The organism is Clostridium thermosuccinogenes, from assembly GCF_002896855.1.
Classification (GTDB): Bacteria; Bacillota; Clostridia; order Acetivibrionales; family DSM-5807; genus Pseudoclostridium; species Pseudoclostridium thermosuccinogenes.
Map to the genome: position 1 here is coordinate 4,474,702 of NZ_CP021850.1, position 15,483 is coordinate 4,490,184.

General features: G+C 39.8%; 10 protein-coding genes and 3 pseudogenes. 11 read left to right on the forward strand and 2 right to left on the reverse strand.

Going from position 1 to position 15,483, the window contains the following annotated elements:
• The first annotated feature begins 500 nt into the window (after positions 1-500).
• Together CDO33_RS19545 and CDO33_RS21365 are read left to right on the forward strand one after the other, a co-directional pair.
• Positions 501-701, forward strand: coding sequence for a hypothetical protein (locus CDO33_RS19545; RefSeq protein WP_103080412.1), 201 nt, complete (start codon positions 501-503; stop codon positions 699-701).
• Between the two features lie 128 nt (positions 702-829).
• Entirely contained in the window at positions 830-1,378 is a 549-nt protein-coding gene (locus tag CDO33_RS21365) for an amino acid--tRNA ligase-related protein (protein ID WP_274540079.1), read from the forward strand.
• A gap of 369 nt (positions 1,379-1,747) precedes the next feature.
• On the opposite strand, the gene CDO33_RS19555 is transcribed toward CDO33_RS21365, so the two are convergent.
• On the reverse strand, positions 1,748-3,160 hold the full coding sequence (locus tag CDO33_RS19555; RefSeq protein ID WP_161496731.1) for a methyl-accepting chemotaxis protein: 1,413 nt from the start codon (positions 3,158-3,160) through the stop codon (positions 1,748-1,750).
• Between the two features lie 460 nt (positions 3,161-3,620).
• On the opposite strand from CDO33_RS19555, the gene CDO33_RS19560 reads away from it, so the two are divergent.
• On the forward strand, positions 3,621-4,919 hold the full coding sequence (locus CDO33_RS19560; RefSeq protein WP_103083328.1) for an IS30 family transposase: 1,299 nt from the start codon (positions 3,621-3,623) through the stop codon (positions 4,917-4,919).
• A gap of 669 nt (positions 4,920-5,588) precedes the next feature.
• Positions 5,589-6,251 carry a helix-turn-helix domain-containing protein gene (locus tag CDO33_RS19565; RefSeq protein WP_103081570.1) on the forward strand — a complete coding sequence of 221 codons (663 nt, stop codon included), beginning with the start codon at positions 5,589-5,591 and terminating at the stop codon, positions 6,249-6,251.
• Between the two features lie 866 nt (positions 6,252-7,117).
• Here CDO33_RS19565 and CDO33_RS21370 read toward each other — a convergent pair.
• A pseudogene (locus tag CDO33_RS21370) lies at positions 7,118-7,326 on the reverse strand (IS110 family transposase); the annotation flags it as partial.
• A 400-nt stretch (positions 7,327-7,726) separates the two neighbouring features.
• Between CDO33_RS21370 and CDO33_RS19570 the strand changes: the two are divergent.
• The 7 genes and pseudogenes from CDO33_RS19570 to CDO33_RS19595 all read left to right on the forward strand — a co-directional run bounded on the left by CDO33_RS19570 (position 7,727) and on the right by CDO33_RS19595 (position 15,432).
• The gene (locus CDO33_RS19570; RefSeq protein ID WP_103081569.1) at positions 7,727-9,655 is read left to right on the forward strand and encodes an ABC transporter substrate-binding protein; all 1,929 of its coding nucleotides are present in this window, start codon (positions 7,727-7,729) and stop codon (positions 9,653-9,655) included.
• Positions 9,656-9,790: 135 nt separating this feature from the next.
• Positions 9,791-10,777, forward strand: a complete 987-nt coding sequence (locus tag CDO33_RS19575) for an ABC transporter permease (protein ID WP_103081568.1) — start codon at positions 9,791-9,793, stop codon at positions 10,775-10,777.
• 16 nt (positions 10,778-10,793) lie between these two features.
• Positions 10,794-12,629 (forward strand): ABC transporter permease subunit, encoded by a 1,836-nt coding sequence (locus tag CDO33_RS19580; RefSeq protein WP_103081567.1) that lies wholly within the window; start codon positions 10,794-10,796, stop codon positions 12,627-12,629.
• Between the two features lie 13 nt (positions 12,630-12,642).
• Positions 12,643-13,635, forward strand: a complete 993-nt coding sequence (locus CDO33_RS19585) for an ABC transporter ATP-binding protein (protein ID WP_103081566.1) — start codon at positions 12,643-12,645, stop codon at positions 13,633-13,635.
• Positions 13,628-14,059 (forward strand): annotated as a pseudogene (locus CDO33_RS21625) (ATP-binding cassette domain-containing protein); the annotation flags it as partial. The gene CDO33_RS19585 and the pseudogene CDO33_RS21625, both read left to right, overlap by 8 nt.
• A 366-nt stretch (positions 14,060-14,425) precedes the next feature.
• Positions 14,426-15,190: pseudogene (locus CDO33_RS21630) on the forward strand (ABC transporter ATP-binding protein); the annotation flags it as partial.
• A 53-nt stretch (positions 15,191-15,243) separates the two neighbouring features.
• Complete coding sequence (locus CDO33_RS19595) at positions 15,244-15,432, forward strand: hypothetical protein (RefSeq protein WP_133158691.1); 189 nt, start codon at positions 15,244-15,246, stop codon at positions 15,430-15,432.
• Positions 15,433-15,483: the final 51 nt, after the last annotated feature.

Consider the following 15,483-nt stretch of genomic DNA (forward strand, 5'->3'; position numbering starts at 1 on the left):
TGCGGGTTTTATCGAATAAGTAATAAAAAGTTATAAAGATATATAAGCAAATATCTACTTATTACGTTTCTGGAAATCGTGTATACTCACAAAAGGGTATCGAGGGTTCGAATCCCTCTCTCTCCGCCAAAATAAAGGGCTACAAGGTTTTACTTGTAGCCCTTTATGATTCCTGTAGCATTAGATATGTGATGGAATTGTGACAAATGTGTGATTCCAGAATTGCAGGTAAAGCTTTAATACTTAGGCAAGAACAGCACATGTATAAAATCATTAATGGTGAGAAGACTGTCAGGGTAAATGAATACACTTTCCTTGGCAAGTGCCTTAAGATTTTGCCCGAAAAAGGCATAGGCTCACCGATGTAGAAAGCTGCTATCGCCAAAGATATCCTGATTTAATTATGTCTCAGAAAACAAAAGAGCGTTTTCTTCTCAAGTCCACAATAACAAAAGAACTAAGAAGAAACCTTTGTAAGGAATATGATTGTGGATGTAATCATGAAAGTATTTGGAACCACAAAGCTGACTTTTGAAGGACATGAAATTGATTTCTCGGAAGAATGGGGAATAGTATCATTTAAGGGGCTATTACAACAGGACATAGGCTTGGATGTGGATAGTTATGGCAGCAGCCAGGAGTTGCTCACAGCTATACAAGCAAAAATATTCAGCTCGAACACGAAAATTTATACTCTTTAAGCAAGGGAGATCTTATTAACCTGTTGTATAAAAAGATTAGCAGGCCAAAGATTATCAGACCGACATTTTCAGTTGAGCATCCTATAGAGACTTCCCCGTTGGCGAGAGCAAATGGCATTAATTCTTAAATTACTGATAGATTTCAGCTGGTTATTAGCGGAGCAGAAATAATAAATGCATACTCTGAATTGGTAGACCCTATGGAGCAGAGGAAGCGATTGGAACAACAAGCTCAATATAATGCCAAGGGTGATGAGGAAGCTATGGTAAATGAAAAAGACTATATATTAGCCATGGAATACGGCATGCTGCCGGTATCAGGATGGGGAATGGGCATAGAGAGATTGGTTCAAGTATTGACCAATTGTGAAAACATTAAAGATTGCATGCTATTTCCGCTTTTAAAACCACTTGAGTATAATGAGATCAGTATAAGGAGCCTCGAAAGATGTGGTTTATATTTAGGTAGCTGTCATGCAGAATTAGAATTTAATAGTTCCAACGTGGTTCCAGAATTTCAGGGAAGCTGTAAAACGTTCAGTGGAATTCCAAGGCAAAAGATGTGTAGGATGCTCAAAATTCAGTTTAAAAAAACACAGCTTACCAACTCTTTAACCCAGGAGCAATTAAAGCATTTCGTATCAGACGTACATGTAAGATGCCCAAAAGTATGTTGAATGAGTTTATTAAAGAGCTAAAAAGCTTTCATTAGAAGATGCTTTGTTATGTAATGAGATGGCCATATCATTCATTAATTACTTTCACAGAAAACTTATATGATTTAGCATAAAAGAAAAAAAGACTGGCTTTACCGGAGTGGATATCAATAAGTTGATGTCATTGAACAGGAAATAAGCTTTAAGATAGCGGTTTTTGTGAAGCTGCCATATAGACATCTGCATGTACGATCCACTCCTTAATCTGCATCTCGGAAACCCCATGTTTATGGAGATAGAGGTAATCAGAAAGGATAAAAATATCCCTAACCAGTTCTCCTTTTTTTCCTCTCCATACATTCATTATCAGAATTATACATCTGCTGCAAATCACAGCTTAAGGTCCACGCCCAGCACCCCTGCGATAACCCCGTCCTCATTAATTACCGGCACTGACAGGGTAAGGCACGGGCTTTTTGTTATAGCGGAAATATAAACCTTTGAACAGAATTCCTCTCCCTGAATGCTTTTTTGGAACCAATCTCTGATTTTTGCATTGGCTATTCCTGCTTCGGGTATGGAGCATAAAAATCTACCCTTGGCGTCATTACTCCAGACAGCTTCTATAAAATCATTATTCTGTATGAATCTGCTTAATTCCGCCCTATGGCTTTCCCTATCCATTTTTTTGATGTGTGGAAGTTCAGCCAGTTCCCTTATCAGCATAAAAGTATCATTTATTTTATTGGAGTGTTCGGAGCTTTCAGAAATCAAGTGCTCCAACTCCGAATTATCCTGTAATTCCATTAAACCTTTTGAAGCGTCATTTAAACGGCTGCCCATTTCAGCCACCTCCATGATGTTTTGCATCTGCTTGAAAACTGCTTTCTTTACACTTTCCACACTTTCCTCAGCCACGCCTATCAGATTTTCAACTTCACATATTTTGCTCACTACATCGCTGGCATCCCTGGCCTCAGTCTCAGATAAAAAGATGATTTTTTTCGCCATGGCCAATAGGTCATGAAAGGATTCATGAATTCTACCGAGCTTATTTTCAATATTAACTGCACTCTTAACTCCCTTTTCAACCTTAATCCCATTTTCGGTGACAGTCTTATGAACGCCTGCAATTTCTCTGTTTATTGCTGCTATAAGACTTTTGATTTCCTCCACCGATTTTTCGCTTTCCTTTGCAAGCTTTTGTATTTCTCCTGCCACAACAGCAAATCCCTTACCGTTTTCCCCTGCTCTGGCCGACTCGATGGTTGCATTCAGGGACAGCAGCCGGGTTTGCTTGGCGATATGGCTGACTGTCTCCAGAATCTTCTCAATATTCTTCGATGCGTCTGACAATTTATCCATGTAATCGGCAGTTATTCTGAAAGTTGCCTCTATTTCACGAATGATGCTGACTATCTCAAGTATTTCCGATTTACTGGTTTCCAGAATCGTTTCTGAATTTATTCCCAAGGACTCAAGTTCAAGAGTGGTATTTCTTGATTCCTCCAGCAGCCGGATCATTTCCCTGACTTCCGTTACCGTTTCATGAATCTTTTCATTAAACATGGCATTTAAATTAGCCATTTCTTCAGTTTGAGCGTATACCTGCTGTGCAAAGCCATTATTCTCATCCAGGTTTATCTGCAATTGCTCCGAAACCGCCCAGATTTTGTTTGATGTTACATGCAGCTCCAGCTTCAACTTTGCCAGTTCTCTTTTCAGGTCATTGATTGACACATCCTTTTGAGCATTAGCTTTAGAACCGCTTTTTATCAGATAGATACCTGTGGCCAAACCCATTGACAGGTAAATAATTATGTTAATCAGTTTTGCAGGAAAGGGCATCAAGAATATTACACATACCAAAATACAGCACATTGCAACAATCATTAAAATTCTTTTATTACTCATACTTGCAGCACTCCTTTGCAAAATAAAAAGCGCTAATACAGGATTTCCCTATATTAACGCCATTGTTAATCCGATTTAAAAATATATTACCGATTTTAGCATATAATAAAATTTATGGCAATCCGTTTTTACATTTAAATCTAAGTTATATTATTATGTTTAATTGAAAAAGTTATTTCCACCCCAAATTCATAGACAGTGGAATTTAGTTTTGCAAATCGCTAGAAATGAGAAAGGTGGAAGTTACTTTTGCAAAGATCACACTGTTCCTATTTTCTTGTGAAAGCTGGAATATTGTCTCTCAAAAAGCTATGATATATATGGTGGTGCCTCTGAAGGGGGTACATATATGCGTGGCTTTAAACATTTGAGTCAGGAAGAAAGAAATATAATTGAACAAAGGTTAATCAGCAGGAAATCATTCAAAAGCATAGCACGCGAGCTTGGAAAGGACCCAACCACGATATCCAAGGAAGTGAAGAACCATATCCAATTTAGGAAAACCGGCTGTTATGGAAGAGTGTTCAATGATTGTAAACATCGTATTGGTTGCCCTGTTAAGCATCTTTGCGGCAGTTTGCGTTGTAGCCGTTATTGTCGCGCTTGCAAGTCTCGCATGTGTTCATCACTATGTCATGAGTATCAACAGGAAATTTGTCCCAAGCTTTCGAAGCCGCCCTATGTTTGTAATGGTTGTGAAGACAAACAGTCTTGTACATTAGAGAAGAGGATTTATTCTGCAACACATGCACAAAGAGAATACGAGACAGTACGCTCTGAGTGCCGTCAGGGTTTACAAATCACTGAAGAAGAAGCGATAAGATTGGATTCCATTATTAGCCCGCTGCTAATTAAAGGCCAGTCACTCCACCATATATGCATTAACCATGCTGATGAAATCATGCTCGATGAACGCACACTCTACAACTATGTGGACAAGGGTATCTTTACAGCAAAAAATATCGATATGCCAAGAGTTGTACGTATGGGCAGACGTAAAAAGGGAAAAGACCAGTTCAAAGTGGATAAAAAATGCCGAATAGGCCGAACTTATCAAGACTTTCTTAAATTTATGCAAGAGCATCCGGACCTTCCCGTAGTGGAAATGGACACGGTAATAGGAAGAATAGGCGGCAAAGTCCTGCTGACACTGCATTTTACTGTCCCACAGCTCATGCTCGCATTCATTAGAGATGCTAATACCTCCCAATCTGTCATTGATATCTTTGATCAGCTTTACCTGGAACTAGGCCCGGATACCTTCCGCAAATTGTTCCCGGTATTACTTTGTGACAACGGCAGTGAGTTCTCGAATCCGTCCGCTATTGAATTCGATTCACATGGGCAACGCAGAACCTGTGTATTCTACTGTAATCCGCTGGCTCCTTACCAGAAAGGCGCAGCAGAAAACAACCATGCTTTGATTAGACGCATTATCCCAAAGGGTACTTCTCTTGATGAGTTTACTCAGCGGGACATAACTCTTATGATGAACCATATCAACTCGTACAGTCGACTGAATCTCGGGGATAAAACCCCTTATTGGGCTTTTGGATTGCTCTACGGGGAAGAAATATTAAGAAGGATGAATGTAGAACTCATCCCGACAGATAATGTCACCCTGCATTCATCCCTTCTTAAGAAATAAATATTAAATAACCAGAGGCACCACCAGCCACAACTCTATAAGCATTTACAAACAGGGTGGAAATTACTCTTGCAAAAAGTTAGTTAATCTTCACACCTCTAGTTTGATATACCCAAAAAAGGGCTGGCCTTGTTCCTCTACCTCATATTTTAACCTATTATTGACTGAAAAGCATTAAAAATTTGCCTAAATAAACTAATCCAAAACCCGCTGAATTACTATTTTTCTCAATGATAACAGCATCCATGGAATTTACTTTTGCAAAGTGGAAATTACCTTTTCAATTGACCGTTATATTATTATCGCAAAAAATATCCCGGCCGTGTAGCTGTTTTCTTGCACCTTAAAATGATTGCTCTATATGGTAACCTACACGAAGGGAACTGCAAATTAATGCTGTGATATAGATATTATGGTTATTTGCGATCTTTAAAGAGATGATTTTTTAAATATCATACCAGTTATTAAATTGCAGAGAGATAGTGTCCCTAAAATAGAAGCGATTCTCATACAGCGGAAATAGAAGAATAACCATATCATTATTTCGTTATAAAATTCCTGCCCTCGCCCTATGGTTGATTTTTCTTCGCATAGCGCGTTATTGTCATCCCTGCAGTTTTTGATTACTCTATATATAGGCCGGCCAATCATTTATTGGGAGAGATTAAAATGCTATACATAGCCGAAAATCTTAAGTCGTATAGAAAAAGTATGGGGCTTACACAGGAGGAAGTTGCGGAAATGCTTTGCGTATCGCCGCAGAGCGTCAGCAAATGGGAGCGTGGGGATACCTATCCCGATATTACACTTCTGCCTGCACTTGCCAACCTTTTCAAAACAAGCATTGATGCTCTGGTCGGAATGGACAAAATCAATGATACAGAAGCGAGAAATGCTATTTTTAAAACTGCACATGATTATTTGAAATCAGGTGACCACCTTAAAGCAGCTGAGGTTCTTGAAGAAGCACTAAAGACATTTCCCAATGATGAGAGCCTGATGTCGGAGCTCGCATTAGCGTTATCCTTTGACACAAATCCGGATAGACTTAAGCGGTCTGTAATGTTATGTGAACGGGTACTGGCCGGAAATCCTTCAGAGAAAGTACGGCATACTACTCGTGCGGCACTTTGTTTCATATATTTAAAAATCGGTCATAAGGACAAAGCTATAGTTACAGCACAGAATCTTCCACATCTTCGTGAAAGCCGTGAGGCCATTGTTGAACAGTTAGAAAAAGAATTAACACAGCCAGAGATAAATGCTTATCTAAAATTCATTGCTCTGGGTGAAGAAGCTGAACAGGACATCATATGTATTGATTTAGAGTAAATATATTTTACGGAAGGATCAATTCATCACTAACTTTGCCAAATGCACAGTTCTTTTCATAACCAACTGCACCATGGGAAGTTGCCTTAGTGCACTTTCCATGGTTGCTAGTGAAATCAAAGCTATTGAAAGGCAGCAGTCTTTTTGCTCTTTTGTATTTCCCAGCGAAGGATTAAATAAATAATTCTCAAAACGCTAGAAATTATTGGCATATCAACAGTTAATCGCTATAAAAAAGCTATAAAATAATGGGAAATAATTCTACCTTTTCAGTTTCATCTTGCCCCGGTCAGGTAACATTAGCCATCCCGTTTGCATATATTGCAAGTTAAGAAACATTATGTTGCAATAGCACTACCTAAGACAAAATGAAATATCATGAAATAATCAGCAATTAGAAGAAAACGCGATGTTTTACCCATTTAGACCAGCAGAAACACTGCTAAATCGAATATTGTGTTAATATCAAGAATATGGTACAATAGGGCGAAATAATCAATATGCATGTATGATTATTTCATGGACTCAAAATGTCATTTATGTGTATTATGCTGTTAATAAAGTAATCATACAAATTGAGCTGTGCAGTAAAATTACAGTAAAATGTAAATATACATACATCTTAATTCAGCAATGACAGAAGGGACAATTACTTTATTAACTGCACAGATAATGCAATATCAGCTAATTAAAAGTTTTTAGTTGAGTTTAAATTTTTGAAAACTCCTTGCGGAGAAAAACATAACAATAAGGCCACCCCAGTGAAGCAGACATAATATAGCTAGCCTGGAATAGCGATTTGATCTTTGAGAAGTTAACATCAAGTGCAAATGCTATTGAGCTGCTGTATGCTTTATAACAAGTATTTAAGCTTGCTCCTGGGGACCATTTAGCTCATAAGGCTTTCTACGCCTTAGAACTGCAACGATGCAGAAAACCGGTTTATTCATAACTACCATCAAAGCAACCTTTTTGGGTTTATTCCGGGACTTTTGATTGCAATACCCTATGGTTGCGGGGTTACATGCCTGCTTACTCCACCTGTTCGAATATTAGGAAGAGCAATTGTGAAAACGTCATGTAAAGAGCATTAACCCCCTATAGATGTCTTGTTATGTATACCGGAACCCCCCCGAACTGCATACCAGAGGGGTAATTTCGAATTATAAAGCCAACTAAATAATGCAGGCTTGCCAAAAAAGCAAATACTCTTTCTTGCAGGTAAGCGACAAGCCTATGTCCATCCCGGTAGGTGATATACACTTTTCCGGAGGATATAATACATGATTCTTAAGGTTTGGGCTGGAAAATATCGGCTAAGTGACCAGGATATATAGTCGGATGATGTGCTTTGTGCTTGATGTTTTAGAAAAGTACGGTATTAGAAAAGCTATGTAGCTATGATTTTATTGGGCTGAACAGTAGCTTCAGTTACTGATTCAATACAATATTAAATTTACAAGGAGGAGATATCAATGAAGAAAAGATTATTGTCCTTTCTTTTGGCGGCACTTATGCTGGTTTCATTGGTAGCGTGCAATAAAAGCAATGATTCCGGCGTAGTGGAACAAGGGCAAGAAACTACTGGAAAACAATCTGCAGATACTGCAGATAAGACGACAGAGAAACAGGGAGAAAAAAGCAGTGAGCCCCATGGCGAACTCATCATCGGAAACACAACGGAACTGTCCGGTGACTGGATTCCATATTTCCAGAACAATGCTGCAGAATATGACATCTACCAGTTGATTTCAGGCTATAGCACAGTTGATATGACCCGCGATATTCAGTACGTAGTAAATGAAACAGTGGTAGAAAAATACGATGTTAAAGAAAATGAGGATGGTTCTAAGACTTATACATGGACCATCAAGGATGGGCTTGCCTATGCCGACGGCACTCCCATAACAGCAAAAGACTATGTAACATCCGTATTGCTTTGGTCCTCACCGGTAATTGGAGAAATGGGAGCACAAAATTCATACGGCCTTTATTTTAAAGGTTTTACCGAGTTCTCAAGAGGCGAAAAGAAGGAGTTCACAGGTGTTAATTTAATTGACGAGAAAACATTTTCTGTAACCATAGATGCAGAAAATCTTCCTTATTTCTATGAATTGGCTCTTGCCGAAGTCAGTCCTACAAAGCTTTCCTTCTGGACAGACGATACAGTAGATATCAAAGACGACGGTAATGGCTGCTACTTTACCGATAACTTTACGAAAGAAGCATATGAACAGAAAATCAATGCTGCAAGAAGAGCAATTCCTCGTCCTTCAAGCGGACCTTACTTCTTAAAGAGTTATGATGAAGCGTCAAAGACTGCTGTTTTAGAGGTTAATCCTAACTTTAAAGGAAACTGGGAAGGACAGAAGCCCAGCATTCAGACCATAATTTATAAGAAGGTAACTGCAGAAACTGCTATAGATGAACTTTCTACCGGTTCAGTAGACCTGTTGACCGGAATGGGCAGTGGGGATGAAATACAGGCAGGTCTTGATCTGGTTGAGTCCGGCGGTTTCGCATATTCAGCTTATCCCCGTGCCGGATATGGTAAATTGCAATTTGTTTGTGACTTCGGACCTACTCAGTTTGTTGAAGTCCGTCAGGCTATTGCTTATCTTTTGGACAGAAACGATTTTGCTAAATCTTATACAGGCGGCTTTGGTTCTGTAGTAAACGGACCATATGGAGAAGCATTCTGGTTCTATCAGGAGACAAAGGATGAACTGAATGAAAAGCTGAATTCATATTCATACAGCCTTGAAAAAGCCAAAGAAGTTCTGGAAAAAGGCGGATGGGTTTATGATAAAGACGGCAACCCATATAAGGAAGGTATCCGTTACAAGAAGCTTGACGATGGAACACTGATGCCGCTTATCATTGAATGGGGCGCTTCAGAAAAGAACCCTGTAGCAGAATTGCTGGTTGTTAAGCTTATGGAAAATCCTGATGTGGCTGCAGCTGGTATGAAGATTAATCAAACAATTATGACTTTCCCAGAATTGTTAAACTATCTGTATAGAGATACTTCACAGGGAGATAAATACGGAGTTCCTACATATAATATGTACAACCTGGCTTCAGGACTCTATCCTGAGTATGATTTGTCAACATCATACACTATTGATCCTGTAATGTATGAGCAGGGATATAACGATAACTTCATAAAAGACGAAGAGCTGGCAAGACTTTCCAAGGAAATGGTGCTGGTAGATCCTAATGATAAAGAAACCTTCAAAAAGAAATTTGTGGATTTCATCGTAAGGTGGAATGAATTGCTGCCTGATTTGCCGCTCTACTCCAACATTTACCACGACTTCTACGCTGAAAAACTCAAAGGCTATGAGCCCAATGACCTCTTGCAGTTGGTTGATAACATTCTGTACGCTTATATAGAGGAATAATCAGCGGTTAGTGATATAGTTTTTATGACTTGATACTATTGATATCTCAGAAGAAATAGGGTATATAAGATACCCTTTTTCTTCTGAGATTAGCTTATTTTATCCATTCATATAATTTTGTTCGGAGGGGGCACAATGGGGAAATATATACTAAAGCGAATTGTCTATATGGTTTTTGTATTTTTCGTAATGTCTTTTGTTTTGTTTTTCCTGTATAATATGATTCCTGGAGACCCTGCAAGAGCCCAATTGGAACCGGTAAAGCAAAAACTTTCCGCAGAGGAATACCAGCAGAGATATGAACAGTTAAGAAAACAAATGGGATTGGATGATCCTCTAGCTGTTAGATACGTAAAATGGATTAGCGGGATAGTGAGAGGCGACCTGGGGAATTCTTCAGTATATAAGCTTCCGGTAATTGAGGTTGTTAAACAACCTCTTAAAAACACCATATTTATAAATGTATTTGCAATAGCGCTGGCACTGGGCATTACGATTCCTTTAGGAATCTACTGTGCTGTGAAAAGAAATTCCATATTTGATAAAATTATACAAGTCTTAACCATCGTTGGATATAGTATCCCCGAGTTTATTATTTGTCTATTATTTATTTATTTGTTTGCCGTTATACTGGGATGGTTCCCTGTTAGTGGAATGAGCACAGCCAATTTTAAGGGAACTGAGTTTCAGGCTATTTTGGATAAACTGTGGCATCTGGCTTTGCCTTTAGGCGTTTTAACAGTGGGTTCCCTTGGGGGAATGACCAGATACGTTCGGGCAGCTATGACCGATGCACTTCATATGGATTATATAAAGACAGCAAGAGCGAAAGGATTGAAGGAAAGAGTCGTCATATATTCCCATGCATGGCGAAATGCTCTCCTTCCGGTAATAACATTGATAATCGGATGGTTTATGAGCGTTTTTTCCGGTTCCCTTGTAGTTGAGTCAATGTTTAACTGGCATGGCATGGGCAAATTCTACATGGATGCGTTGTCAAACCAGGACTATAATGTGGCTCTGGCAATACAGATGTTTTATATTATTATTTCTCTGGTCGGCTACTTAATTACAGATTTGAGCTATGGACTAGTTGATCCAAGAGTTAGAGTAGATCGGTAATAGGAGGTAAGGAAACATGAACACAAATACAAACCAAAACATAGAAAGCAATAAATCGAGCTTCCTTCGCCTCTTATTCATTAAGCTTTTCGGAGGAAGAAAAATTCTTTCAGTTCTGGAAGAGGAGCAGCTGCAAAGTCCCTTCCGCACAGTAGTGAGGAATTTCAGGGACAATAAAGTTTCCATGACCGCACTAATAGTATTTTTTATTATCTTTGCCATAGTATTAATCGCACCTATTTATTTACCTCTGGATTTATCCTACATAGATACGAGCCAGCAGAATGTGGCTCCCGGATTGGATTTCTTAAAAGTTCCCAGAAGCTTGAATGGAAAGGTGCATGACATATCGGTTGGTCCTACTTTCTCGATTGCCACATCAACCGATGGAAAGCTGTATATATGGGGAAAAACTAAGATCAGCAGAACAATTGATGTAAAATATGTGCCTGCCGGCATGGGAAAAATCGTAAAGGTTTCGGCAGGATTTGACCATATACTTGCTTTGAATGATCAAGGCAAACTATTTGCCTGGGGAAGCGACCGGCAGAAGCAGAGTTCTATTCCTAAGGAAGTGACCCAGCTCAATAATATAGTTGATATTAAAGCAGGATATCAATGCTCCGCAGTTCTTACAGCGGATGGCCGCATATTTTTCTTTGGCAACTCTTTGAATAATGATTACAGTGCCGGCCATAAATATCAGGGTAAGCTGGCACAAATAGAATTAACTTCGGATGCAGTGATGGGATTAACCTTTGATGGCCAGGTAGTTTATCTGGGCAGCCAGAAAAACAGCTATTCAAATATACCTGAAAACATGGGTAAGGTAGTGGATATTGCTGCTACTGCTTCCACCATGGCAGCAGTAAATGATCAGGGTAAAGTGTTTGTATGGGGTAATGTTTCCAACAAATGGAATGAAGCTTCAGTTCCTGAGACGGACAGCAAAATAGTATCCATTCAGGGTGGAAGATATCATTACACAGCACTTACTGAAGATGGAAAAGTAATTGCCTGGGGAGCAAATCAGTTCAACCAGTCTACCATCCCCGATGATTTGGAAAAATCAAAAGTATCCAAATTATTTACCGGTTATTTCCAAAATTATGCCGTTTCCGAAGACGGAAATATCAAGCCTTGGGGATTGAAGGGATATCCTTTAGGATCGGATGACTTTGGCAGGGATATATTAACCAGGCTTGTAAATGGCGGTCGAATGTCCATGTCCGTAGGCGCTGTGGCTGTCATTATTTCAACAATAATCGGTGTTATTATTGGAAGCATATCAGGATATTTTGGCGGAGTTGTGGATACCGTAATGCAGCGTGTTACGGAGATGGTAGTCTCTTTGCCTTTCCTACCTTTTATCATGATTCTTTCCGCCTTAATTGGAAATTCCATGACTTCAAATCAGAAAGTCTGGCTGGTTATGGTTATACTAGGGCTGCTTTCCTGGCCCAGTCTGGCGAGGCTGATTCGAGCCCAGGTGCTTTCTGTGAGGGAACAGGAATATGTCGTTGCGGCAAGAGCAGTGGGTGTGAAAAAAATGAATATTGTATTCAGGCATATACTGCCGAATATTATATCGGTCATAATCGTATCGGCAACGTTGGATTTTGCCACCTGTATGTTGATTGAGGCTACACTTTCATTCTTAGGTTTCGGCATACCGGCTCCTCAGCCCACCTGGGGCAATATGCTGTATGGTTCTAATAATAGTATGGTTATACAAAATTATTGGTGGAGATGGGTGTTTGCTTCTATAATATTAGGTATATGCGTTATCTGCATTAATCTGGTGGGCGACGGCTTAAGAGACGCAATCGACCCGAAATCTCAGGAACGATAGGGGGGGATAATAGATGGCACTGTTAGAAGTAAAGGATTTGCATACTTATTTTAAAACTAAACGAGGTACAATACGGGCCGTAAACGGTGTGTCTTATTCGGTTGAAGCCGGTAAAACCCTTGGAATCGTTGGTGAAAGCGGCAGTGGGAAAAGCGTTTCGGCCATGAGCATCATAAAGCTTTTAGATGGAAATGGATACATCGCCGGTGGAGAAATCTTCTTTAATGGAGAAAATTTGGTAAAAATCCCCGTTAATGAGATGGCAAAAATTAGAGGAAACGAAATATCCGTTATCTTCCAAGAGCCTATGACATCCTTAAATCCTGTTTTTACAATTGAAAAGCAGGTGTCCGAACCGTTTATTATCCACCAGGGGATGAAGAAAAAAGAAGCTGCCAAGAAAGTAGTGGAGATGCTTAACCTCGTACGGATACCAAACCCGGAAACTGTGGCAAAGCAATATCCCCATCAGCTTTCAGGCGGAATGAGACAGAGGGTTATGATTGCAATGGCTTTAGCGTGCAGGCCAAAGCTCTTAATTGCCGATGAACCTACTACTGCTCTGGATGTTACTATTCAGGCGCAGATTCTGAAATTGATGAATGAGCTAAAAAAAGAGATTGGAACCTCTATTTTATTTATCACCCATGATTTAGGAGTCATTAATGAAATGGCGGATGATGTTGCCGTTATGTATTGCGGTGAAGTGGTGGAAAAAGCTCCTGTAAGAACAATATTCGGCAAGGATACCCGTTATTCCCATCCGTATACGGACGGTTTGATGTTTTCCATACCAAGGCTTGATACTCCCACCGGCGTAAGGCTCGAAGCAATACCCGGTTCAGTACCCCATCCGTTGGATCTTCCCGAAGGTTGCAAGTTTGCACCGAGGTGTAAATATGCTACCGATAAGTGCAGGGAGTTTGCACCAAAACTGGAGGAAGTCGAAAAAGGACATCAGGTTCGGTGTTTCTATCCTGAGAAAGGGGTGAGGTTCAATGGATAAAAAAGACAGAAAGGTGCTGCTTAGCATTGAGCATTTAAAGCAATATTTCCCTATTAAAAAGTCCAATGTGTTTTCAAAGAAACAGCTCTATGTAAGAGCTAATGACGATATCTCCCTGGAAATATATGAGGGGGAGACCATAGGCTTAGTTGGAGAAAGCGGTTGCGGTAAATCAACCCTCGGCCGCACCATATTGCAGCTGTATGACCAAACCGATGGTCGTACAATATATTACGGACGGAGCATAGACGAACTGGCTCCAAAATATGTTTTGGACATCTTAAAAAACCTGGTTTCAGAACGGCGCAGATTGGCGGCATTGCAAAAAAAAGAGGAAGCAGCGAGAAAGTATTATGAATCCCTTCCAGAAGGCACTGACGAAAAATACATCGCCTTGGATAAGCTTCGAATTTCAGAGAAAGAAGCCAGAAACCTGTTCCTTGATATGGTTCAGCTGATTGGGGGATTCTTTGTAGCTGATGACTTGGCTTCCATATCAGAAATTTTAGTGCGGGAGTACAGGGAAAGCGTTGATGTTTGCAAGTTAAAAAATGAAATAAATAATGACAAGGTAGAGCTGGAAGGCTTAAAATCTGTTTTAAAGGAAAAAGGCAAAAGCGATGCCGAAATTGAAAAGGCAGTAGAAAAAGCTAAAAATCGAATAGAGGAAAAAGAAAAGCAGCTTGTTAAAGAGGAAAAAGAGCTGGAGGATGTACGGGCAGAGATAGAGCGGCTAAGAGACAAATATCGCTCAAACCCGGATTTTGAAAAGTATGAGGCATACAGAAATGAAGGGATTAACCTGGCTCGGTTGACGGAAGAAGAAATGAGAATACTTAGGAAAGACATGCAGCTGATCTTCCAGGACCCATATTCTTCTTTGAATCCCAGAATGACGGTAGGGCAAATTATCTCCGAAGGCTTGCTGGCACATAATATGTTCAGCAGAAGAGATGAAGGTATGCAGGAATATGTATTGGATACCATGGAAAAATGCGGATTGGCTCCCTATTTCATTCATCGCTATCCTCACCAGTTTTCAGGAGGACAGAGACAGCGTATAGGTATTGCCCGTTCCATAGCTTTAAAGCCCAAATTTATAGTATGCGATGAAGCTGTATCTGCGCTGGACGTATCGATACAATCCCAGATTATCAATCTGTTGTTGGATTTAAAGGAACAGGAAAATTTAACATACATGTTTATTTCCCACGACTTGAGCGTTATCAAGTATATCAGCGACAGAGTAGGGGTTATGTATCTGGGTAATATTGTGGAGCTGGCTGATACGGAAGAGCTTTATTCCAATCCGATGCATCCATATACTGAAGCTCTGCTTTCTGCGATTCCGACTACGGATATAGATTCCAAGAAAGAGACGGTCATTCTTGAAGGGGACATACCAAGCCCTATTAATCCTCCTTCAGGATGTAAATTTCATACCCGATGCAGGTACTGCACCGATATATGCAAAAGGTCGGCACCTGAATTTGAAGAGGTTAGCCCAGGCCATTTTGTGGCTTGCCACCATAAGTTGAATAATAGAAAAACTTGATTTAGAAAGGCTTTGATGCAGATATGATGTTCCAAAAAAAGATAGACAGGAGTATGAAGTGGCTGAAGGAAAAGAATAAAGCTCTTGATAAAAAAGCTGAGGAATGGAGCGAGGGTAAAAAGGAGCATAACGATTTAAAACTGGAGGCAAAGGACATAATTGCCATAATTCTTTCAGCGCTTATGATTTTCGGGCCGCTTATACTTCTCTTGCTTATAATCGCGATTTGGGCAGGTATATAATTAAGCGGAAATCATGTCGCACCTAACAGCCATATATAAGTTTAGAGCCAT